Here is a 22,118-nt window from a genome sequence, read left to right on the forward strand (position 1 = left end):
ATAAGAAACAAAACAATGTTACTTCTATCACAATTAAAATAGCATGTTCTTGTTCATTTGTGCTAGATTCTTATTTTTTTTAATCAATTTCTTATTTCTTCTAAGCATTTATTCTTTGTTTGCCCATCATTTATTTTCTGCTATACTTGTTTTAACGATGTTCAGGAGGTCCATTATGAATCGATTTCGGCTTTTATGGCTGGCACAGCGCAAAGGAAGGCGTTTTATTTCTAATAATTTATCATCTATCCAAATCATTGTTTCATATTATATTATTATGACCGTCGTTTCTTACTTATTATTTTGTTTACCATTTTTTAGAGAACCAGGCTCTCAAGTTGGTTTCATTGATATGCTCTTTATGGCGATTAGTACAGTGAGTGTTACGGGGTTGTCTACCTTTGATATTGACTCCGTTTTTAATGACCGTGGTGTATTGCTATTGGAAGTGTTATTTCAAGTTGGTGGACTAGGGATCATGATGATTTCCACAGCTTTTATTATCCTTTCAAAACGCAGGATTTCTTTAAAACAGCGGCAATTGATCATGACTGATATGAATCAGCCTAAGTTAAGTGGCATTGTTCGGTTAATTCGCATCACGTTTACAATCATTTTATGGTTCCAACTAATTTTTGGTACATTTTTCTCTATTTATTTTTATTTTTCTGGCTATTATACAACCTGGTCAAAAGCTATTTTCTTCGGTTTTTACCAATCGATTTCAGCTGTGACCAACTCTGGCTTTGACGTGACTGGTGATTCGATTATGCCTTTTGCTAACGATTATTTATTCTTGATTGTGATCATGTTTTTGATTTTTGTTGGCGGGATTGGTTTTCCAGTACTGATGGAAGTTCGTGAGTGGTTATTTTTTAAAAAGAAAAAACGTGGTTTACCTTTCCGCTTTTCATTATTTAGCAAGATTGCATTATTGGCGTTTGTGATTTTGTTTGTGGGTGGAACGATTTTGATTTATTTATTAGAGAAAGACCATTTATTTGTAGGGATGGGAGAAATTCAGCGTTGGATTACTTCTATGTTTTATTCTATGACCACACGAAATGCAGGTTTGCAGATCAATGATTTAGGTGATTTTCAGATTACGACATTAATTGTTTTTTCTTTACTGATGTTTATCGGTTGTAGTCCCAGTTCTGTTGGTGGCGGGATTCGAACGACGACCGTTGCTATTATCGGCTTGTACTTGTACGCCTTTTTGAAAAGTGAAGATAAAATCAATGTGTTTGGACGCCGAATCGATGACGATGATGTTAAGAAATCAATCGTTGTCTTTATGCTTTCAATGATCATGTGTTTCTTTGCCGTTTTATTTTTAACTGCTACTGAGGATCATCCATTGATTGCAATTATTGTTGAAGTTTCTTCAGCTTTTGGTACGACTGGGTTGTCTTTGGGCATTACTTCAGATTTAACAACGGTCGGTAAGGTGATGATTGCACTTTTGATGTTTATCGGGCGTATCGGCATGCTGTATACATTGATGTTATTTGTACCAAAAGAAACACGAGATATTGGTTATGAGTATCCCTCTGAAAAAATTATTATTGGTTAAAAAACCTTGCTCGACATCACTTCTGATGGGTTGAGCAAGGTTTTTTTCGCTTAAATCAACACATTAACAATCAAATAGAGTAAGAATAAGCCTGAAATCAACCACATTGGTAAAGAGAGTTCCGATTTTTTCCCCCCAACCCATTTCGTCAGAGGATATGCTACAAATCCAAATGCCATTCCATCAGAAATATTCATTGTAAAAGGAATCAGTACGATCATAAGTATCGCAGGAAAGTAGTCACTAAAATCGCTAAAATGTACAGTCTTGATTTGTTGGATCATCAAGAATCCTGTTATGATAATTGCTGGTGCTAATGCCGAATCGGGAATATATGAAAGTAAAGGCAGTGCTAGTAAAGCAAGAAGAAAACAAATACCACTCGTAATCGAGGTGATCCCAGTTTCTCCCCCCTCCTCAATACCTGTTGCACTCTCAGCGGCGGCTACTGTGGGGCTTGTTCCCAAAATACTGGATAATAATGTGATAAACCCTGTGACACGATAGGCACGTAAATATTTCTTTTCATCCGCATCTGGCATCAACCCTTTCAGTAAGCCCATTGACTCAAAGATTAAAATCATGGATAAGGCAAAGACGCCCAATAAAAAGCTTTTAGAAAAAAATGCACTGAAATCTAATTGTAAAAATATGCGAGAATAGTTCCCTATCCCACTCAATGAAAAATGTTCTGCAGGTTGTACCATTCCGAAGAAATTTGCACTGATTGTCACTACAACTATCCCAATAAAAAAACTTCCTTGCACGCCTTTTATAAAAAGAATCACAGTCAAGATCAATGAAAATAAAGTCAATAAGGTTAAACCGTTATCTAAAGGGGCTAGTTGTAAAAAGGTATGTTCTCCTCTTACTATCAAATGGCCTTTTTCCAGTCCAATCAATACAAGAAAAAATCCAATTCCTACAGTGATACCCGTTTTCAATGATTTAGGCACAACTTCTGCAAACAATTTACTTAACTTGGTAAACGCAACTAGTAAATAGACAATACCTGCACAAAAACTAACGGCTAATGCCTGCTGCCAAGTCAAACCTAAGGAAAGAACCAATGTATACGTAAAAAATGAATTGACCCCCATCCCCGTAGTTAAAACAATTGGAGCATCTGCCACAAGTCCAATCAAAATAGAGCCGAGAATCGAAATAAATATCGTACCGAAAATCGTTAATTCTTTTGGCATTCCAGCCTCCGCTAAAATCACTGTATTCACCATAATAATATAAGAAATAGCGAAAAATGATGTTGTTCCTGCTAAGACTTCTCGTTTTATATCTTCTTTTTTAAGTTTTTTCCAATGAAACATGAAAATCATCCTCCTAATAAAAAACGGCCTAGGTTCTGCTAATTCTAAATAAAAAACTTTTATGTAATAAAATTATTTTTTACTTAAATTAAGACAATGTAAGAATACCACATTGTAAGCGCTCTTCAAAATTTTTGAGAACTTTTTCATTTATATATACAGTAATCAGCATAATTTGAAGAACGATTTAATCTCACATCCTTTTTTGTAAGATTCATGGTTTCTCCTCATCTCAGTCGTACATCTAACGGTATAAAATTAATAATAGTAAGAAAGAGTAAAAGGAATTAATTTTTTTTTTCAACTGTGGTATTATAGATTGAGTTTATTATTGAATGGCATAACGATAGTTGATATAAATTGGAGGGCACTTTATGGGAATCAGAAGTCATGTAGCAATCGCCGCTGGTAAAACTTCTCAATGGGTATTACAAACTTTCTTCAAAGGTGGGAGTAGCTACCCTGGAAAATTAGCATTAAAAATCGATCCAAAAATTTTGGATACTTTAGCTAAAGATTATGAAATTGTGGTTGTCACGGGTACAAATGGAAAAACATTGACGACTGCTTTAACAGTAAATATTTTAAGACAAGAATTTGATCACGTACTGACCAATCCGACTGGTGCCAATATGGAGCAAGGAATCGTTTCAACCTTCTTATCTGCTAAAAATAAAGGGGCTAAAAAGAAATTTGCAGTACTAGAAATCGATGAAGCAAGTTTAAGCCGCGTCACAAAGTATATTGAACCAAAATTATTTTTATTTACCAATATTTTTCGAGACCAAATGGATCGCTACGGTGAAATTTACACCACCTATAAATTAATCGTTGATGGTGCTGCTGCAGCTCCTAATGCACCGATTCTTTGTAATGGCGATTCACCGATTTTCAATTCAGTTGAAACGATCAATCCGCGAAAATATTATGGCTTTAATCACAAAGCAGATGAAGAACAGATGGCTCATTACAATACGGACGGCTTACTTTGTCCTAAGTGTCACCATATTTTACATTATAAAATGATTACTTACGCTAATCTCGGGAAATATTATTGTCCTAATTGTAGTTTTCATCGCCCTAAGCTAGACGTACAATTAACGCAAATGGTGGCGATGGATAATACTTCTGCTGATTTCGTAATCGATGGAGCAGAGTACAGCATCGCAGTTGGCGGTATGTATAATGTATATAATGCTTTAGCAGCGACCTCTGTTGCTGAACACTACGGTGTTTCTCCTGAAAAAATCAGAGCTGGACTAAGCTATGATGAAAAAGTTTTTGGCCGTCAAGAAACAATCAACATAGAAGGTAAATTATGTACACTAATTTTAGTTAAAAATCCTGTGGGCTTAAATCAAGTTATTGATATGATGGCTCTTGCACCTTACTCTTTCTCACTTGTCTCTTTACTAAATGCAAATTATGCGGATGGAATCGATGTTAGCTGGATCTGGGATGGTGATCATGAGGCGTTTGCCCAAATGAATATTCCTGAAGTCATCGCAGGTGGTGACCGTCATCAAGATATGGCTTTACGCCTAAAAGTTGCAGGTATTTCTGAAGAGAAATTAAAAGAAGTTCCAAACTTAGACGACGTGATCACAGCAATCAAAGAATTGCCGACAGAACATGTATATATTTTAGCTACGTATACAGCAGTATTGCAATTGCGCAAATCGTTGGCTGCACAAGGCTATATTACCAGCTAAAAAGACTATTTAATAGCTTATATTCTTTCGCTATTAAATAGTCAATCAAATACGAGGTTACGTAAGACAAAACCTTGTTATCTATATATGAGGAGGAACAAACAGTGCCTAAAGAATTAGTTGTGTGTCATTTATATGGAAATCTGTTAAACACTTACGGCGACAATGGTAATTTACTGATGTTAAAATATTTGGCTGAAAAAATGAATGTAACCTTTCGCTCTGAAATTGTTAGTATTCACGAGCCATTTGAAACGACTAAATATGATTTAGTCTTTGTAGGTGGCGGACAAGATTTTGAACAGTTGATCATTTCAGATGATATCCAGACAAAAAAAGAATCCTTGACTGAATATATTGAAAATGACGGAGTTATGCTCGCAATTTGTGGTGGGTATCAATTATTGGGCCATTATTACATGGGGGCTAAAGGTGAAAAAATTCACGGCATTGGTGCGCTTGATCACTATACGTTAAGCCAAGATAATAACCGTTACATCGGTGATATCGTGATTCATAATGAAGAATTTAATGAAACCTATTATGGGTTTGAAAATCATAACGGTCGAACTTTTTTAGGTAAAGGTGAACGCCCGCTAGGCAATGTTGTTAAAGGTAATGGCAACAATAGTGAAGATGGTTCTGAAGGCGTTATTTACAAAAATGTTTTTGGCTCTTATTTCCATGGTCCCATTCTTGCGCGCAATGAAAATTTAGGGATTCGGTTGATTAAAACTGCTTTAGAAAAAAAATACAATGAACCTTTCAATGTACCACAAGAAATGCAGACTACAGAATAAATAAAGAGTGTGGTACAAAAGTAAAAAATCACTTTTGTATCACACCCTAATGCGAAAAAACAGTGGGAGAAGGAGTAACCCTTTCGGTAACAAGCTGAAAGGGTTACTTCTTATTTCTCGGGATTAAACGCTTCTAATCCAGTCTCTTTTTATTTTAACTTTTACGCGTCAATTCCCGGTTCAGACGCAATAATCGTAAGATTGCCTTCAATGCGCCATTTGGCAATATCGGTCGGTAAAATGAAGCTTGTCCCTTTAGCCAATTCATAACGGTCAGTCTTCATTGATTCTGTGTCTTCAATAATTAAGTGACCGATACCGTCAATAACGGTTGCTAATGTATAGGGCGCATTTTTCTTCAAATTCAATATCCCTTGGACTTGCCATTCATACACATTGAAAAATGGTGTTTTCAAATACGTAATAATGCTTGATTGTCCTTGGTTTTGTTGTTGAATCGATAATTGTGCATTTTTTGCCGGAACTGTCGTCACATCAACAGATTGTTGAATATGCAGTTCTCTTGTTCGACCATGATCATCCTTTCGATCATAGTCGTACACACGATAAGTGGTATCACTGCTTTGTTGTGTTTCTAAAATCATGATTCCTTTACCAATAGCATGAATCGTGCCACTTGGTACATAGAAAAAGTCGCCTTTTTTTACTGGGACTTTCTTGAGCAAGTCATCCCAGCGTTCTTCTTTGATCATCGCTTCAAGTTCTTCTCGGCTCTGGGCATTATGTCCGTAAATGATGGTTGATCCTGGTTCAGCGTCAATAATATACCAACACTCCGTTTTCCCAAGTTCGCCTTCATGAGCCATTCCATAAGTATCATCTGGATGTACTTGTACAGACAAATCATCTTCAGCATCTAAAATTTTCGTCAATAAAGGAAAAACAGCTCCCTTAGCATTGCCGAATAATTCACGATGATTCGTCCAAAGTTCATCTAGTTTTTGACCAGAAAATTCCCCATTTTCTACCTTACTTACCCCATGAGGATGAGCACTGATTGCCCAATCTTCTCCAATTTTATTACTTGGTAGGTCAAAACCGAATACAGTCTGTAGCCGATCCCCACCCCAAATTTTTTCTTGAAAAACTGGCTTTAAAAATAAAGGTTCCTGCATAGTTTAGAGACTCCCTTCCATTAACACTCGTCAATTATACCACTAAAAAGAAAGCGATTCATCTTTGAGTATTCTTTTTTCTTTTAAATAAATTTCAATAAGCTCATCTCTTTTTTGGATATACTCTTTCCGATTATCTGCTGGATGAACTCGATTAGAAAGGAAGATAAATCCTTCTTTTTCCAGAAGATCAATCATCAAAAAAGTGCCAGTATAACCTGTATGAAACAACAATGGTCGTCCTGTTAAATCATCTTTGAGATCCCATCCTAATGAGCGATGTCCTTTTCCACTAGGTGTTTGATCCTTTAATAGCGAGCGAACTGTATCTTTTTCCACTATTCTGGTTGTCTGATGCAGCCCTTCATTCATGTACATTGACGTGAATTTTTTTAGATCATTCAAATTAGTGAAGAGTCCAGCATTTCCAGCATGTTCAGCTAAAACAAACGCTTTTGGATCATGCGTTTGTCCCTGAATCAATCCTCTGATAGGATGATTTTCAGTTGGCACGACTTTAGAAAAATCCTTAGGTAAAAAACTACTTTCGGTCATTTCCATTGGTTGCAGCACTCGTTCTTTAAAAATTTCTATAACATCTTTCCCTAATAATTCTTCCAACATAAAACCAAGTAAAATTGTTCCCGTATCTGTATACATTACCTTGTTCCCTATCTCTACACCTGGCCGAACCTGATTGTAAGCGGCTATTAATTCATCTTTTGACAAGGCATCTCGATTTTCAATAAAACTTTGAATATCAGATGTATGCGTCAAGAGGTGGCGAATCGTTATATTTCCATCTTCAAAGGCTGAGTAATAGGTGTTAAATGGTGCATCAATGTCAATCTGTCCTGCCTCCATCAACTGTAACACGACCGTTGTCGTACAAACGACCTTCGTTAAAGAGGCAACATCAAAAAGTAATGACGGCTTCAATGGTTCGATTTTAGGGATTATTTGAGCGTTCCCTATAGTGTGATCTTCAGATTCTCCTCTTGTTATAAACGAAAAACTGGCACCAGGAAAAACCTTCTCATCTACCAACTCTTCTATTTTTTGTTTTGTTTTTTTATACATGATTTATTTTCCTCATTGTTTGTGTTCAATTTTTATTCGTTAATTTCTAACAAACCACCATTCGATCTGACTAGGATCGTAAATCGTTAAAATCGTTAATTTTTTATCGACAAAAAATTCTTGTTTCTGTTCTTCTAAATGTTGTTTTAGATGCTCCATTTCTGTTTCATCATTTAAGGTTACAACAAAAAAATCTACTCCCAGCGATTTTTCTATGGTAGCTTTTTGACTATTTTGTTCGACTGAATCGTCTAAAAAAATCCAAAAGTTTCGATTATTCATTGTTAACTTATCGGCTGTGTTATTTTCAGGTACCATTCCTAAAATGTCTTGATAAAACGAATGGTGTGCTATTTTATCATTTACATGCAGTTTAAGTCGATCAATTCTTACACCTGCCGAAAGGCTCGAATACAAAACGTTACTTTGATCAATCAACGATTGTATATCCAGTGTTTCAACTGTTTCTTTCATTTGACCTGTTGCGCCTTGATAACTAATTTCAAGTTCATTTCCTTCTGGATCTTCTAAAAATACACTTTGGCGATTTCCATCTTGTACTGATTTCTTGATTGGATAATTATGCGCTGTAATTCTTCGTAAAAGACTACCAAACTCTCCCACTGTTGGAATCAACAAAGAAAAGCAGACAGATTTTTCAAAAGATTCTATTTGTCCTTCTTCAGAAGCCGTTTCCTCTAATATCAGTAATCGACTATCTCTTTTTTGTGAACCAAATATTGATAAATTATTTTCCTCTAGCTTTAAAATAAATCCCAATACATTTTTATAAAAGTCAACCATTCTCTCTACATCGTCGATACGAATTGCAATCGTTTTCACATATACATCTTCAGCTAATTGAAACTTTCCCATTCGTCTTCCCCCTCCGAATGTCTCCATCTATTTATTCTAAACATGTCTACTGATTTCAGCAAGTAAATGCTCTTTTCAAAAAAAATGTCACTAGGAGAGCATTTTGATAAATAGGGGGCTTGCTCCTATACCAATCTAGGGATTCGATCATCTTTTTAACCATTTAGTTACTCTATACCAATTTAAAAAAACAGAGTTTAAATAACAGCTATACGTTCATACTTTAAAAATAATGAAAGTTCTTTGTGAATAGCGCTAACTCTTGGAGTCAGTTCTCAATCATCTAGAAACTCAGAACGCCTAGCCTGCCTGTGTTAATTTACAGCTCATCTTAACTTGATTTTTAGGGTCTCATTTACCACTTGCTTTACATCGTTCACCACGTTTTCGAATGGCTGATTCGCATTGATTATGTAACTGTTTGTGTATTCGATCACTTTACTTTTATTCTTTATTTCTTGATCATATAGAGCACCGCGTTGTAATATGATTTTTGTATCCTCATCTCTCGTTTGTAACCTAGCTAAAATATTTTCTTTAGATACTTCTAAAAAAATTGGAATCACCCTGTTGCCGAATTGGTTTTCGATTGCTTGAAATCCTTTAATTGTTAAAACGTCGTAAGCATAATGATCTGATGTTTTTTCAATCAACTCGGCTCTTCCAACGCCATATTGATACCCATGATATGTATCATGTTCTGCTAACGCGCCTGTAGTAAGTAGCTTCTCAAATCGGTCCTCTGATTCAAAGTAATAATCTATCTCATTTGTTTCCTCTTTTCTGATGGGTCTTGTTGTGTGAGAAATCACCTTGTACGATGCTGGAAAAACAGCTTCAGCTACCTTGGTTTTTCCTGAACCACTAGGACCTATCACAACAAAAAATGGATGCTTTAATTCGGTTCTTTTCACTGATCACTCCTCCTAATATTGACTATACAATAACTAAAGTTTCCTTTCAATGAAAAAGAAAAGCCAAATGTTCTTCTAGTTGGTATCTTTGACTATTAAGAAAACCAGAGCATAAATCAGATGTTGTCTGACCTATTCCTCTGGTTTTATTCATTATTTCAACTCTTGTCCATTCGTTTCGATTACTTGTTTGTACCAATTAAATGATTTTTTCTCATAGCGATTCATGGTTCCTTCGCCATTATCATCTAGATCCACATAGATAAAGCCATAGCGTTTACTCATTTCACCTGTTGAAGCACTCACTAAATCAATACAGCCCCACGGTGTGTACCCTATTAAATCAACGCCATCTTTAATTGCATCTGACATAGCTTCAATGTGACGACGTAAATAATCAATTCGATAATCATCTTCTACATAAAAGTTTTCATCTACTTTATCGATTGCACCTAAGCCGTTTTCAACGATAAATAACGGTTTTTGGTAACGATCATATAATTCATTCAATGCAATTCTTAAGCCTTCAGGGTCGATCTGCCAGCCCCATTCACTCGCTTCTAAGAATGGATTGCGTACGCCACCTAATAAGTTTCCAACTACAGTATCATCCTCTTCAGCTGTTTCATTAACTGCTGAGGACATGTAGTAACTAAAGCCAATATAATCTACTGAATATGTTTTCATTAACTCTAAATCATCTGCACCGATTTCTAATTCTGAAACACCATATTTATCAAACATACGTTGTTGGTAAGCAGGATATTCACCGCGAACTTGAGCATCTGTACAATAGAAATTGAATTCTTGATTTTGAGCCAATGTCGCCATTTGATTCACTGGATTTGCATCGATACTATAAGTTGTTGCGTAAATGATCATACAACCAATTTGCATATCAGGATTGATGCCATGACCAATTTTCACAGCTTTAGCACTAGCCACAAATTGATTATGCCATGCTTGGAAAACATTTTGATAATCGCCTGCACCTGTTGCTTTGACCATTCCTTGACTTAGTGCTGGAAAATGAAACGCTGAATTGATTTCATTAAATGTCATCCAGTAGGTTACTTTTTTGCCATAGCGTGTTAAGACAACTGTTGCGTAATTTTCAAAGAAATCAATCATTTTACGATTTTTCCAACCACCATACTCTTTAGCTAAATGCAAAGGCATTTCATAGTGAGAAATCGTAATTACTGGTTCAATACCATGTTTCAAGCACTCATCGATTACTTGATCATAAAATTTCAGGCCTGCTTCATTGGGTGTAGTCTCATCTCCTTTAGGAAAGATTCTAGACCAAGCAATTGAAAAACGGTAACATTTAAAGCCCATTTTTGCAAATAATGCAATATCTTCTTTAAAGCGATGATAATGATCGATCCCGCGATGATTCGGATAAATGAATTTATCCGAATCGATTTCCCAATTAAATGTATCACTACCTAAAATTTGGAAACGTTGCTTGCCACCAGGCATTGCATCCGCAACTGATAAACCTTTACCATCTGAGCGATACGCACCCTCTAATTGATTCGCTGCCGTTGCACCACCCCATAAAAATCCATCTGGAAATACTGTTGTTTTAGTTGACATATCAATTCCTCCTTATTCTAAAAGCATTGAGGGCTCTTTTCCCAAAACACTAGCCCTCTCAGCAAGTTAACCTAATAGTAAGTTGAGTCGCTTAGTATCGTCGAAAAATAGGAAATAAGATGGTGACGCCTTTAGTCACAGGCTGATTTTATCTTTTTTCCGAGATACTGACTCATGAAGCTAGATAACCGTAAAAGCGTAATGAGTCGCTTAGTATCGTCGAAAAATAGGAAAATAAGATGGTGACGATTTTAGTCACAAGCTGATTTTATCTTTTTTCCGAGATACTGACTCCTGAAGCTAGATAACCGTAAAAGCGATTAAGTGAATTCAATTAACGTACAATCGCCAAGAAATCTTCACCATGTAAAACATCTGTTTGATCCATATCTAATACATCCAAATAATCACCACTATTTGTAACAACGATTGGTGTTACCACAGGATGTCCAGCTGCTTTGATTTTTTCAATATCAAATTTCACTAGCAAATCACCTTGTTTTACTTTGTCCCCTTGTTTCACTACTAATTCGAATCCATCCCCGTCCATTTCAACGGTATCCATCCCGATATGCATCAAAACTTCTGCACCATCTTCCGTTGTGATTCCAACTGCGTGTCCTGTTGGAAATAAGGTTGTGATTTCACCGTTAGCGGGAGCGTAAAGTTCGCCTACTGTTGGTTCGATGGCGATTCCTTTACCTAGAGCTCCTGATGAGAATACTTGGTCTTCGACTTTCTCTAAAGGAACAATCGTACCTGTAATTGGACTTGTTAAAACAATTCTATCATTATTAATTTGCGCTTTTGAGTTCGTTTCTTTGGGAGTTTCACTACCTGCTTCTGGTTTATCGTCAAATTTTAAAATAAATGTTAAAACAAAACCAATTACAAAAGCGATCACCGTTCCAATAACTGCTGCAACTAGACCAGAAGTATCTTTAGTATCTTGGGGAATAAATCCTGGTAAACTCAATAAGCTAATCAACCCAAAGACATAGTTTTGAACATGACTGAAACCGATAAAAGCGCCACCAACTGCACCACCGATACATGCAGCAATAAATGGTTTTTTAAGTGGTAATGTCACACCATAAACGGTTGGTTCTGTAATCCCAAAGATCGACGTAATTGTTGAAGAAAACGCTAATCCTTTTAGTTTTACATTTTTTGTCATAAAGAATACAGCTAATGCCGCTCCTCCTTGTGATAATACAGCTGGTAAAAGCATTGGTGCCATTGTATCTATACCTGTAGCTGAAAGATTTAATAGCATGATTGGAACAAAGCCCCAATGCATACCAAACATAACGAACACTTGCCATAAACCACCCATAACTGCACCCGCAATAATTGGGCTAAATCCATAAATTCCATCATACCCTTTACCAAGCAAATCACCTAAAATGGTTCCGATCGGGCCAATTGCAATAAACGTAACAGGTGCCATCACAAGAAAAACAGCTAAAGGAACACAAATGATTTGTAAGAAAGATGGAATAACTTTCTTGAAGAAACGTTCAACATAACTTTGAACATATACTGCTAAAATAATTGGAATAACAGATGATGTATACGCACTTGCGCCGATAATCACTGGAATTCCAGCAAAACTTAGGGTTTGTCCAGCTAAAGCAGTAATACTAGGATGAACAAGTGCCATTGCAAGACAGACCGCTAAGAATTGGTTTGTTTTGAATTTCTTCGCAGCAGTAAACGCTAAAATAATCGGTAAGAAGGTAAAAATTCCGTCTGCAATCGCAAAGAGGACTACATAGATACCCGATTCGGCTGTTAGCCAGTTCAATGTTACTGCTAACGTCAAGAATCCTTTTAAAACCCCAGCTCCTGCCATCGCACCTAAGAAAGGTGTGAATATAGAAGAAATAATATCAATTAACTGGTTGAAAACATTTCCTTTAGGTCCTTCATTTTTTTCAGTATCATCCTCACCTAAACCACTATGTGCCATCAACTCTTTATACACATCACTTACATGGCTGCCGATAACGACTTGATATTGTCCGCCACTTCTAACAACTTGAATCACATCAGGATCTTGATTCAATTTTTCTGTTTCTGCTTTATCCTCATCTTTTAAGTTAAAACGTAGACGAGTTGCACAATGGACAACACTATTCACATTTTCTTCTCCACCAACTAGCGTTAAGACGCGCTCGGCGATTTCTTGATTTTTACTCATTTTATATGCCTCTTTTCTTTGATTTTTTATATAAAAAAACCTAAACTGAAAAAACAATAATCTACTATACTTACAAAGACGTAACTATAGATGAATCTCTTGTTTTTTCAATCTAGGTTTTGCCTGCTAAACAGTAACAATCCGCTTCGATTGAATGCTAATTTTTTATAAATCGATGTTACACTTTTTTTTCACCAGCAACGCGTTGGATATGGATCGTCAAATAAATTTGTTCTGCTTTGTCAACTGGCTTTTGATATTTTTGGACTAAATAATCACTGATTCTTTGTACTGATTGAAAGGCTTTAGGGTATTTGCTTTGAATCAACTCATAAAGAAAGTCATCTTCTTCATCGTGTGCTTCGTTTTGCAAGTACCGTTGAGCAAAATATTGTAAGTGGGTAACGATTCGTTGATAGTTCAATGAATCTTCATCAAATGGTTTCCCAAAATAACGACTAATGATCGTTAGAATATCTCTTACCATTTCAGTCGCAGACATTGTCACTTCCATATTTCCATTTGCCTGTTCACTGTTCACGATGTGAAAAGCAATAAAACCTGCTTCGCTTTCAGAGAAATCAATGTTCAGTTTTTCTTTAATCAGCGCTACGCCTTTTTTTGCAATAGCATATTCTTTAGGATAAAACTTTTTTGTTTCAAACATCAATGGATTCGGCATCTCTATTCCTTCTTTTGCCCTCATGATCGCGTAATGTACGTGATCAGTCAATGTCAAATAAATATTCGAAGAAAGTTCGATACCCAGTTCTTCTTCTGCCATATCCACGATTTTTTTAACAAGCTCTACTTCTTCTAACGGAATATCCGCAAATAATTGTTGGAACTGACCTGAAGTAATAGAATCTTTCAGAACAAATTCCTTTTCAATAAAAGTCGGATCGATCACATCGCCAATTTTTTTTTGAAAGGCTAGTCCTCGGCCCATGCAGACTATTTCTTCACCTGATTCATTTTTTGTCATAACGACATTGTTATTTAAAATTTTTTCAATATGCATGATGAACCTCACTTTTACAATTACAAACGAAAAAAACCTAGAATCCACCCCAACAAAATAATATGGAAGATTCAGGTTTTGCCTGCCGAACAGTAACAATCCTTATTACATGATTAGCATACCATCTTTCTACTTTATTTGCAACCCTTTTCAAAAACGAAATTTAAATGTATTTTTCATGAAACTTATCAAGAGTTGTCGAACTGTTTTCTAAATCACTTTTAAAAGCATTACAATCTATCCCGTAGTTTTAAAAAAAATTTAAAGGATTCGTTGATGTCTAAATCCCTTTCTACTCCTGATTCTCAATCGCTTTACACTAAAAATAACCTACTACGTCAAAGCAGCTTAATAAAGTAAAAACATACCCTATCATTCGATACAGTGGGCGGCATGAAACAACTTTCTAGGGCTTATTAGTAGCATAAAAACAGGAGTTCTACTACTGAATACTAGTTTTTTTATAGAAATTAAATAAAAACATTGATTTTCTTACTTTTTATTAGTAAAATAGTTTTTGTTTATAAATAATAATGATACTTAGGTATTTAAAGGAGACTTTACATGTCAAAATTACTTGTTGTTAAAGCGCACCCACTTACTAAAGAAGAATCTCGTTCTGTCCGCGCGTTAGAAACATTTTTAGAAAGTTATCAAGCTCAAAATCCAGCTGATGAAATCGATGTACTTGATGTCTATGCTGATTTCGTTCCTGAAATAGATGAAGAGTTACTTTCCGGATGGGGTGCATTACGCACTGGTACTGAATTTACAGCTTTAAATGAAAGCCAACAAACAAAAGTTGCTCGCTTCAATGAATTAACGGATCAATTTTTAGGAGCTGACAAAGTAGTTATCGCAAACGCTCTATGGAATTTAAATGTTCCAACTCGCTTAAAAGCATGGGTTGATACAATCAATGTGGCTGGAAAAACATTTAAATATACTGAAGAAGGACCTAAACCTTTAACTACTGGTAAAAAAGCTTTACACATTCAATCGAATGGTGGCTTTTATGAAGGACAAGATTTTGCTTCCCAATATGTAAAAGGAATTTTAAACTTCATCGGTGTGGCTGAAGTCGATCAATTGTTTATCGAAGGAATCGATCACCATCCAGAAAAAGCTGAAGAATTATTAAGTGCAGCAATGGACCAAGCAACAACTTTAGGTAAATCATTCTAATAACAAAAAAAGGGTGTGGCAAAAGGAAAAATCACTTTTGTTTCACACCTTAAAAATGAAAAAAAGAGGGTGGGATAGAAGCAATGCTTTCGGAAATAAGCTTCTATCCCGCCCTCTTTTTTCATTCTAATTTATTAAGTTCTTCTTCTTCGTGATATAAACTTGATACATCTTTATACCATTCGAATATATGCGTAATTATGACTTTAGCTGCGGCATAAACAGGTATTCCCAGAATGACTCCTACGACACCGAATAATTTCCCAGACGTCAACAGCACGACTAGAATCGTCACTGGATGGATATCTAACTGGCTACCTAATACTAACGGTGAGATTAGACGGCCTTCGATTGTCTGTTCAATAATAAAAACAACTAAAACTTTAGCCAATAATACTGGTCCGCCCACAATTCCTAAAAATACAGCTGGTACCATCGCTAGAAATGAACCTAGATATGGAATCAAATTCAAAAATCCAGCTGTTATTCCTAGCGTAATCGCATAATCGAGTCCGATAAATGAAAAACCTAGAATAAACATTACAGCAACTGCAAATGCTACTGTTAATTGCCCGCGTATATAAGAAGAAACTTGTGAGTTCACTTCACCTAATACTTTTAATGTGGGTTTTCGCATTTTATTCGGTAAAAACTTCATCAAATAAGGCGCTAATTGCTTCCCATCTTTTAAAAGGTAAAACAAAATAAATGGCATCGTGATAATCGCTACTACGATAGTCGCAACAGCTCCGACAAAGCTTCCTAATCCTTGGACCGTAAACGTAGAAATATTACGAATAATATCCCCTAAAGAACTGACCAGCTTATCGCCCATATCTTCTAACTGACTACGAAACTGCGCAAAGAAAGGTTCACTTAAAATTTCTTGCATTTTTTGATCGATCGTATCAATATATTGAGGAAAATGATTACCAAAACTAACAGTCTGTTCTTGAATTTTAGGAACAATCACTACAAGTCCCCAAATAATCAACGCTACGACGATGATAAACAGTCCGATAATACTCCAAATACGGGGTACTCGTTTTAGTTCAAGATAGTCGACGACAGGATTCATTAAATAATATAAAATGCCCGCCATGATCAATGGCAAGCCAACAACGCCAATAAACTGCCAAACTGGTTCAAATAAGTATGATACTTTTGTAAATACTAATAAAATTAGCAAAATCAATAGCACGATCAATAAGGTGGTTACAACTTGATTATTTAAAAACCAACGCCAAAACCAAGATAATCGTTTCTCTTTATTTTTCTCTTGTTCCATTCACTTACACTCCACGAGATATATATTCTATTGTTGAACCAACCTTGAGTGTTGGAAAGACTTTAGGCGTGAGGTATACCCCATTAACAATTGCATCCTCTTTTGGTACATCCGCAAAAACCAAGGTCACATGAGCAATGCTTTTTAAGTTATTATTTGCAAAAGATCCAACATAATCAATCGTGTACTCTTGGTCATCGATCTTTAGTAAATCCCCTTTTTTTACTTCTAAAGATTGATCTTCTTGAAATTTTTGAATCACAGAATATTCTTTTAAAGCCTCTGTGGCGCTCTCACCAAAAAGTATGATCATCGGTTCTTTTTCATCTAATGCTCGACTACCAATTTCAGTAATTACAGCTTTCATATATTTATCGCTCCTTCTTTCATTAATCAACCTTTATTATAACATATAACTTTTTTTCTTATTCTATAATTCGGACTTTGAGCACCATAAAAAAAGACAAACAAGAATTCAAACATTCTGTCCATCTTTTGATCGTTGTAGAGAACTATAGTTAAAATGTGTTTAGATCTTTAAGATAAAATCGTTACAGCTACTTGTCTTCTCCACCAGTTGATACATTGAGATACATCTGAAAAATGTAGATCGATGATATTCCCTTTAATTGCACCACCAGTATCACTTGCAATAGCCTCTCCATCCCCCTCGACATATAATTTTGTACCCAGTGGAATCACACTGGGTTCAACAGCAATTGCCCTTGGATCTACACGTAAATCTTGAGCTGTAGCAGTTAAATTGCCTCACCCTATAATCCTTCATTACTTGAATAAGCTGCGGCTTCCATCATCATGATTTGTCCCTCTGGTTTAACAATTTCAGCTTCTGCTTTTTCCTTGTTTAAAGGCTTTGTTTTCTGTTATTGAATAAATCAATGAACTCGATAAATTTTGTGCTGACTCTTCTGACACAACTGTGTAACTATCTAAGCTCTTGATTTCATTATTTTTATTCTCTGCAGCATAGACAGGAATGAGTGAGCCGTTAACAAAACAGGAACTGATAAATAAAATTGGTAACCATCGTTTCTTCATTCATTAGATCCTCCCTAAAATTCATACGAGAGCTATGATACCATGTCGTTGATCTTTGATGGCTACTATTCAATTAAGGATACGTTACAATCTGTTGGAAAGCGCTCCAAAACATGTTATAAGAGCAATAGTTAAATTTTGTATCAATCAGGCCTGATATGACGGACTTTCTATTTTCTTTTTAGAAATGATATGAAATTTTTATTTAGCCTTATTTGTTATATTTTCAATAATTACGTATGTAAACGCTATCAAAAGCCTTTATATTACAAAAATGTTGAAAGGAATTTATAGAACATCCATTATTTTAAACTGAGCAAAAAAAGCAACCCAAACAAATGTACGGTTTGGATTGCTTTTTAATATGGTCTACTTAAAAAAATCTAGAATATGAGTCCAAATTTCTTCTTTGAACACATCTTTTGGATTTCCTCCACCGACTACTCCGTAACCGATCATGGTGCCGGCTACAAATAAAATAATCACTAAAGAAATCACTACTAAAACTTTCAACAAAGTCACTATAATATAGCGTGTCGAACTCATATCTATTTCCCCTTTTAGCTAACTGTTGACAGTGTCTTTTCTGTCGCTTTTTCGTCGTTTACTCGTTCCACTTTTGCTCCTAATTTTTGAAGCTTTTCGTGGAATTTATAGTATCCGCGATCTAAATATTCTAGATGTGATACACGTGTAATACCTTGGGCACGTAATCCTACTAAGATCAACGCAGCAGCAGCACGTAAGTCAGTTGCTTCTACAGCAGCACCTTGTAATGCTTGACTACCATTTATAATAGCGATATTGCCGTCCATTTTCACATCAGCATTCATTCGCTGCATTTCTTCTAAGTGTTGGAAACGATTTTCAAAAACAGTCTCTGTTACAACACTTGAACCATCTGCAACCATTTGAATCGCAGTCATTTGTGCTTGCATATCTGTTGGAAAACCAGGATGCGGTAGTGTTTTAATATCAGTTGGTTTGATCACTTTAGGACCAATAACGCGTAAACCGCCTCTTTCTTCACGGATAACAGCGCCCATTTCGGTTAATTTAGAAATAAGTGGACGATTATGTTCAGGAATTGCTTCTTCGATCAAAACATCTCCTTCGGTCATCGCAGCTGCAACCATGAATGTACCGGCTTCAATACGATCTTGAACAATTGAATGTTCAACGGCATGAAGTTTATTCACCCCTTCGATACGCATCATTTCAGTACCCGCACCGACAATTTTGGCACCCATTTTATTTAGGATGTTCGCTAAATCTACGATTTCAGGTTCTCTCGCGACATTCTCAATCACGGTCGTACCTTTGGCTTTAACAGCCGCCATCATGATATTTTGAGTCGCCCCAACACTTGGGAAATCTAAATAAATCGTATTTCCGATCAATTCATCAGCAATCGCTTCAATGTAGCCATTTTTCTGAATGATCTTCGCACCTAACGCTTGGAAGCCTTTTAAGTGTAAATCAATTGGTCGCTTACCAATCGCACATCCACCAGGCATAGCAACTTTAGCATGGCCGTTGCGAGCCAATAAAGGACCCATGACAACAATCGATGCTCTCATTTGACTAACATACTCATAATTTGCTTCGATGCCTAAAGGTTGCGTTGCATCTATAGTGACTTGGTTATTTTCTTCATTAAATTCGATATCTACATTTAAGTGTTTGATTACTTGGTTCATTGTAAAGACATCAGAAAGAATCGGCACATTCGTTAATGTTGTTGTTCCTTCTTCTGCTAAAAGGGTAGCTGCTAAAATTGGTAATACTGCATTTTTAGCCCCTTCGATTTTCACAGTTCCTTTTAATTGGTTACCACCATGAACAATGATCTGTTCCATTTTGTTCCCCCCAAAAAAGTTAGAATTGGATGCTTCGACCCAAAATCTTTTCTATTATACCACTATTTAACAACAAATTGTATCTTTTCTTTTTATTTGTCAATCCTCATGGAAAAAATACACTAAATAAGTTACGGCATAACGCTAGAAACTCTAAGAAAAATGAGCTTACAGTGAAGCCGATAACTATTGAAAATAATACGATCAGTAAGCGTACTTGAGAGGTTTGATGTGTCTTAAAAAACTGCTCTATTCTGATAGATTGCATCGCCCAAAAGCTAACATAAATAAACATCATATGGCAGATGATTCGAATTACTGCATCAACACCAAAAAATTGCATAACTTTCTCCTTAATTAAAAAAAGTAGTGGGCTCATCTAACTTCGACTGAAAAAACAAAAACAGAGTTGTGACGTTTTGGTCACAGGGATAGTTGCTGTTTTTCTGAACGATTTCTTAAGCCTCATTAAGTAATATAAAGATAGTTTATCATAGATTGTCTCAAACAAAAAATAAAGATTCTTAACTTTTATATAAATAACATATGTATACTGTTTTTTTACTATAAGAGATGGCTGAGACAGCTCATTTTCGTTGTCTCAGCCAACCATAAATTTACGTATGTTTTGACACATTGATCCGATTGATTGCTCGGTGAAGTGCAACTGTTGCACGGCGTAATTCATCTGTGTTAGCATTTTCCTTCGCTTTTTCAATCATACGTTCAGCTCGTTGTTTAGCACGTTCTGCACGGCTTACATCAATATCTCTTTCACGTTCTGCACTATCGGCAATGATCGAAACGACATTATCACGAACTTCCATAATGCCGCCATTAACAGCAATCCAATCGACATGTGTATCAGAATCAGTTCTTTTTACGCGAACTTCATCAATCGCTAAAGGAACGATGATCGGTGCATGTTTAGGTAAGATACCAATTTCGCCATCTGTTGTTTTTGCAACAACAATCGCTGCATGATGATCATAAACTAATCCATCAGGAGTCACCACATTGACAGTTAAATAATCCATTTCTGTGTCTCCTCCTTTTAGTAGTTCAACGTTTTAGCTTTTTCTATAACATCTTCAATTCTACCAACGCTACGGAAAGCTTCTTCCGGTAAATCATCATATTTTCCATCAAGAATTTCTCTAAATCCTTTGACTGTATCAGCAACCGGAACGTACGATCCTGGTTGTCCTGTAAATTGTTCAGCCACGTTAAAGTTTTGTGATAAGAAGAACTGAATGCGACGGGCACGACCAACCAAGATTTTTTCTTGGTCAGACAATTCGTCCATCCCTAAAATGGCAATGATATCTTGTAATTCACGGTAACGTTGCAATACGTGCTGGACTTCTGTCGCTACAGCATAATGCTCGTCTCCCACAACTTCTGGTGCTAAAGCACTTGAAGAGGAGGCCAACGGATCCACCGCTGGGTAAATACCCATTTCAGTCAATCGACGTTCCAAGTTAGTTGTTGCATCTAAATGAGCGAATGCTGTTGCAGGAGCAGGGTCAGTATAGTCATCGGCTGGCACATAGATTGCTTGAATCGATGTGATGGAGCCTTTTTTAGTAGACGTGATCCGCTCTTGTAATTGCCCCATCTCAGTTGCAAGTGTTGGTTGGTACCCAACCGCTGAAGGCATACGGCCTAATAAGGCAGAAACCTCAGAACCAGCTTGCGTGAAACGGAAAATATTATCAATGAACAATAACACATCTTGACCTTCAACATCACGGAAATATTCTGCAATTGTCAAACCAGTTAAAGCTACACGCATACGTGCACCAGGAGGTTCATTCATTTGTCCAAAAACCATGGCTGTTTTTTCAATAACACCAGAGTCTTTCATTTCAAAATAAAGGTCATTCCCCTCACGCGTTCTTTCACCAACACCGGTAAACACAGAGATACCACCATGTTCTTGGGCAATATTATGAATCAATTCTTGAATCAAAACGGTTTTACCAACACCGGCACCACCGAAAAGCCCAACTTTACCACCTTTTAAATAAGGTGCTAGTAAGTCGATCACTTTGATTCCTGTTTCTAAAATTTCATTACTTGTGCTTAATTCGTCGAAAGCTGGGGCTTTCTTATGGATACCGCTACGGACTGCATCTTCTGGAAATGGAGCTTCTAAGTCGATCGTATCACCTAAAACGTTGAATACACGACCCAATGTTTCTTTCCCAACTGGGACAGAGATCGGTTTTCCAGTATCGATAACTTCCATTCCTCGTTGAAGACCATCTGTGGACTCCATTGCGATTGAACGGATAATACCGTCACCTAATTCTAAAGCTACTTCTAAAACGACTTTTTGTTTTTCTTCGCCATTTTTGTAAACGACTAATGCATTGTTTATATCTGGTAAGGATTGATCTAGTGAAAATTCCACGTCAACAACGGGACCGATTACTTCAACAATCTTTCCTGAACTCATGTGTCTTTCCTCCATTTCGTT

19 protein-coding genes and 1 pseudogene are annotated in these 22,118 nt (G+C 36.3%); 4 read left to right on the forward strand and 16 right to left on the reverse strand.

What is annotated here, in order from left to right; genetic code table 11:
* Window positions 1-175: 175 nt before the first annotated feature.
* On the forward strand, window positions 176-1,576 hold the full coding sequence (locus tag BCR22_RS09205) for a TrkH family potassium uptake protein (RefSeq protein WP_069654633.1): 1,401 nt from the start codon (window positions 176-178) through the stop codon (window positions 1,574-1,576).
* 50 nt (window positions 1,577-1,626) lie between these two features.
* Here the strand turns inward: BCR22_RS09205 and BCR22_RS09210 are convergent, their stop codons facing one another.
* A complete protein-coding gene (locus tag BCR22_RS09210) occupies window positions 1,627-2,901 on the reverse strand; it encodes an NCS2 family permease (RefSeq protein ID WP_069654634.1) in 1,275 nt (424 codons plus the stop codon).
* Window positions 2,902-3,275: 374 nt separating this feature from the next.
* On the opposite strand from BCR22_RS09210, the gene BCR22_RS09215 reads away from it, so the two are divergent.
* Together BCR22_RS09215 and BCR22_RS09220 are read left to right on the forward strand one after the other, a co-directional pair.
* Window positions 3,276-4,613 (forward strand): Mur ligase family protein, encoded by a 1,338-nt coding sequence (locus BCR22_RS09215; RefSeq protein WP_069654635.1) that lies wholly within the window; start codon window positions 3,276-3,278, stop codon window positions 4,611-4,613.
* Between the two features lie 104 nt (window positions 4,614-4,717).
* Entirely contained in the window at window positions 4,718-5,413 is a 696-nt protein-coding gene (locus BCR22_RS09220) for a type 1 glutamine amidotransferase (RefSeq protein ID WP_069654636.1), read from the forward strand.
* A 161-nt stretch (window positions 5,414-5,574) separates the two neighbouring features.
* Here the strand turns inward: BCR22_RS09220 and manA are convergent, their stop codons facing one another.
* The 7 genes from manA to licT all read right to left on the reverse strand — a co-directional run bounded on the left by manA (window position 5,575) and on the right by licT (window position 14,245).
* Window positions 5,575-6,549: a mannose-6-phosphate isomerase, class I gene (gene manA / locus BCR22_RS09225; protein WP_069654637.1), complete on the reverse strand. Its 975-nt coding sequence runs from the start codon at window positions 6,547-6,549 to the stop codon at window positions 5,575-5,577.
* A gap of 42 nt (window positions 6,550-6,591) precedes the next feature.
* On the reverse strand, window positions 6,592-7,629 hold the full coding sequence (locus BCR22_RS09230; RefSeq protein ID WP_069654638.1) for a serine hydrolase domain-containing protein: 1,038 nt from the start codon (window positions 7,627-7,629) through the stop codon (window positions 6,592-6,594).
* A gap of 39 nt (window positions 7,630-7,668) precedes the next feature.
* Entirely contained in the window at window positions 7,669-8,505 is an 837-nt protein-coding gene (locus tag BCR22_RS09235; RefSeq protein ID WP_069654639.1) for a VOC family protein, read from the reverse strand.
* A gap of 326 nt (window positions 8,506-8,831) precedes the next feature.
* Complete coding sequence (locus BCR22_RS09240; RefSeq protein WP_069654640.1) at window positions 8,832-9,419, reverse strand: guanylate kinase; 588 nt, start codon at window positions 9,417-9,419, stop codon at window positions 8,832-8,834.
* A 153-nt stretch (window positions 9,420-9,572) separates the two neighbouring features.
* Complete coding sequence (locus BCR22_RS09245; protein ID WP_069654641.1) at window positions 9,573-11,021, reverse strand: glycoside hydrolase family 1 protein; 1,449 nt, start codon at window positions 11,019-11,021, stop codon at window positions 9,573-9,575.
* A 334-nt stretch (window positions 11,022-11,355) separates the two neighbouring features.
* Window positions 11,356-13,224 (reverse strand): beta-glucoside-specific PTS transporter subunit IIABC, encoded by a 1,869-nt coding sequence (locus BCR22_RS09250; protein WP_069654642.1) that lies wholly within the window; start codon window positions 13,222-13,224, stop codon window positions 11,356-11,358.
* Window positions 13,225-13,402: 178 nt separating this feature from the next.
* A complete protein-coding gene (gene licT / locus BCR22_RS09255) occupies window positions 13,403-14,245 on the reverse strand; it encodes a BglG family transcription antiterminator LicT (protein WP_069654643.1) in 843 nt (280 codons plus the stop codon).
* A 564-nt stretch (window positions 14,246-14,809) separates the two neighbouring features.
* Here licT and BCR22_RS09260 point away from each other — a divergent pair.
* Window positions 14,810-15,430 carry an FMN-dependent NADH-azoreductase gene (locus tag BCR22_RS09260; RefSeq protein ID WP_069654644.1) on the forward strand — a complete coding sequence of 207 codons (621 nt, stop codon included), beginning with the start codon at window positions 14,810-14,812 and terminating at the stop codon, window positions 15,428-15,430.
* A gap of 121 nt (window positions 15,431-15,551) precedes the next feature.
* Here the strand turns inward: BCR22_RS09260 and BCR22_RS09265 are convergent, their stop codons facing one another.
* The 8 genes and pseudogenes from BCR22_RS09265 to atpD all read right to left on the reverse strand — a co-directional run bounded on the left by BCR22_RS09265 (window position 15,552) and on the right by atpD (window position 22,097).
* Window positions 15,552-16,718, reverse strand: a complete 1,167-nt coding sequence (locus BCR22_RS09265) for an AI-2E family transporter (RefSeq protein WP_069654645.1) — start codon at window positions 16,716-16,718, stop codon at window positions 15,552-15,554.
* Between the two features lie 4 nt (window positions 16,719-16,722).
* Window positions 16,723-17,085, reverse strand: a complete 363-nt coding sequence (locus BCR22_RS09270; RefSeq protein WP_069654646.1) for a PTS glucitol/sorbitol transporter subunit IIA — start codon at window positions 17,083-17,085, stop codon at window positions 16,723-16,725.
* Between the two features lie 170 nt (window positions 17,086-17,255).
* Window positions 17,256-17,777: pseudogene (locus tag BCR22_RS15850) on the reverse strand (3D domain-containing protein).
* A 369-nt stretch (window positions 17,778-18,146) separates the two neighbouring features.
* Window positions 18,147-18,323, reverse strand: a complete 177-nt coding sequence (locus BCR22_RS09280) for a DNA-directed RNA polymerase subunit beta (protein ID WP_069654647.1) — start codon at window positions 18,321-18,323, stop codon at window positions 18,147-18,149.
* A 14-nt stretch (window positions 18,324-18,337) separates the two neighbouring features.
* On the reverse strand, window positions 18,338-19,636 hold the full coding sequence (gene murA, locus BCR22_RS09285) for a UDP-N-acetylglucosamine 1-carboxyvinyltransferase (RefSeq protein WP_069654648.1): 1,299 nt from the start codon (window positions 19,634-19,636) through the stop codon (window positions 18,338-18,340).
* 106 nt (window positions 19,637-19,742) lie between these two features.
* Window positions 19,743-19,979 carry a DUF1146 family protein gene (locus tag BCR22_RS09290; RefSeq protein WP_069654649.1) on the reverse strand — a complete coding sequence of 79 codons (237 nt, stop codon included), beginning with the start codon at window positions 19,977-19,979 and terminating at the stop codon, window positions 19,743-19,745.
* Window positions 19,980-20,253: 274 nt separating this feature from the next.
* Window positions 20,254-20,673, reverse strand: a complete 420-nt coding sequence (locus BCR22_RS09295; RefSeq protein ID WP_069654650.1) for a F0F1 ATP synthase subunit epsilon — start codon at window positions 20,671-20,673, stop codon at window positions 20,254-20,256.
* A gap of 17 nt (window positions 20,674-20,690) precedes the next feature.
* Window positions 20,691-22,097, reverse strand: coding sequence for a F0F1 ATP synthase subunit beta (gene atpD / locus BCR22_RS09300; RefSeq protein ID WP_069654651.1), 1,407 nt, complete (start codon window positions 22,095-22,097; stop codon window positions 20,691-20,693).
* Window positions 22,098-22,118 lie beyond the last annotated feature (21 nt).

Source organism: Enterococcus plantarum, from assembly GCF_001730295.1.
Taxonomy (GTDB): Bacteria; Bacillota; Bacilli; order Lactobacillales; family Enterococcaceae; genus Enterococcus_L; species Enterococcus_L plantarum.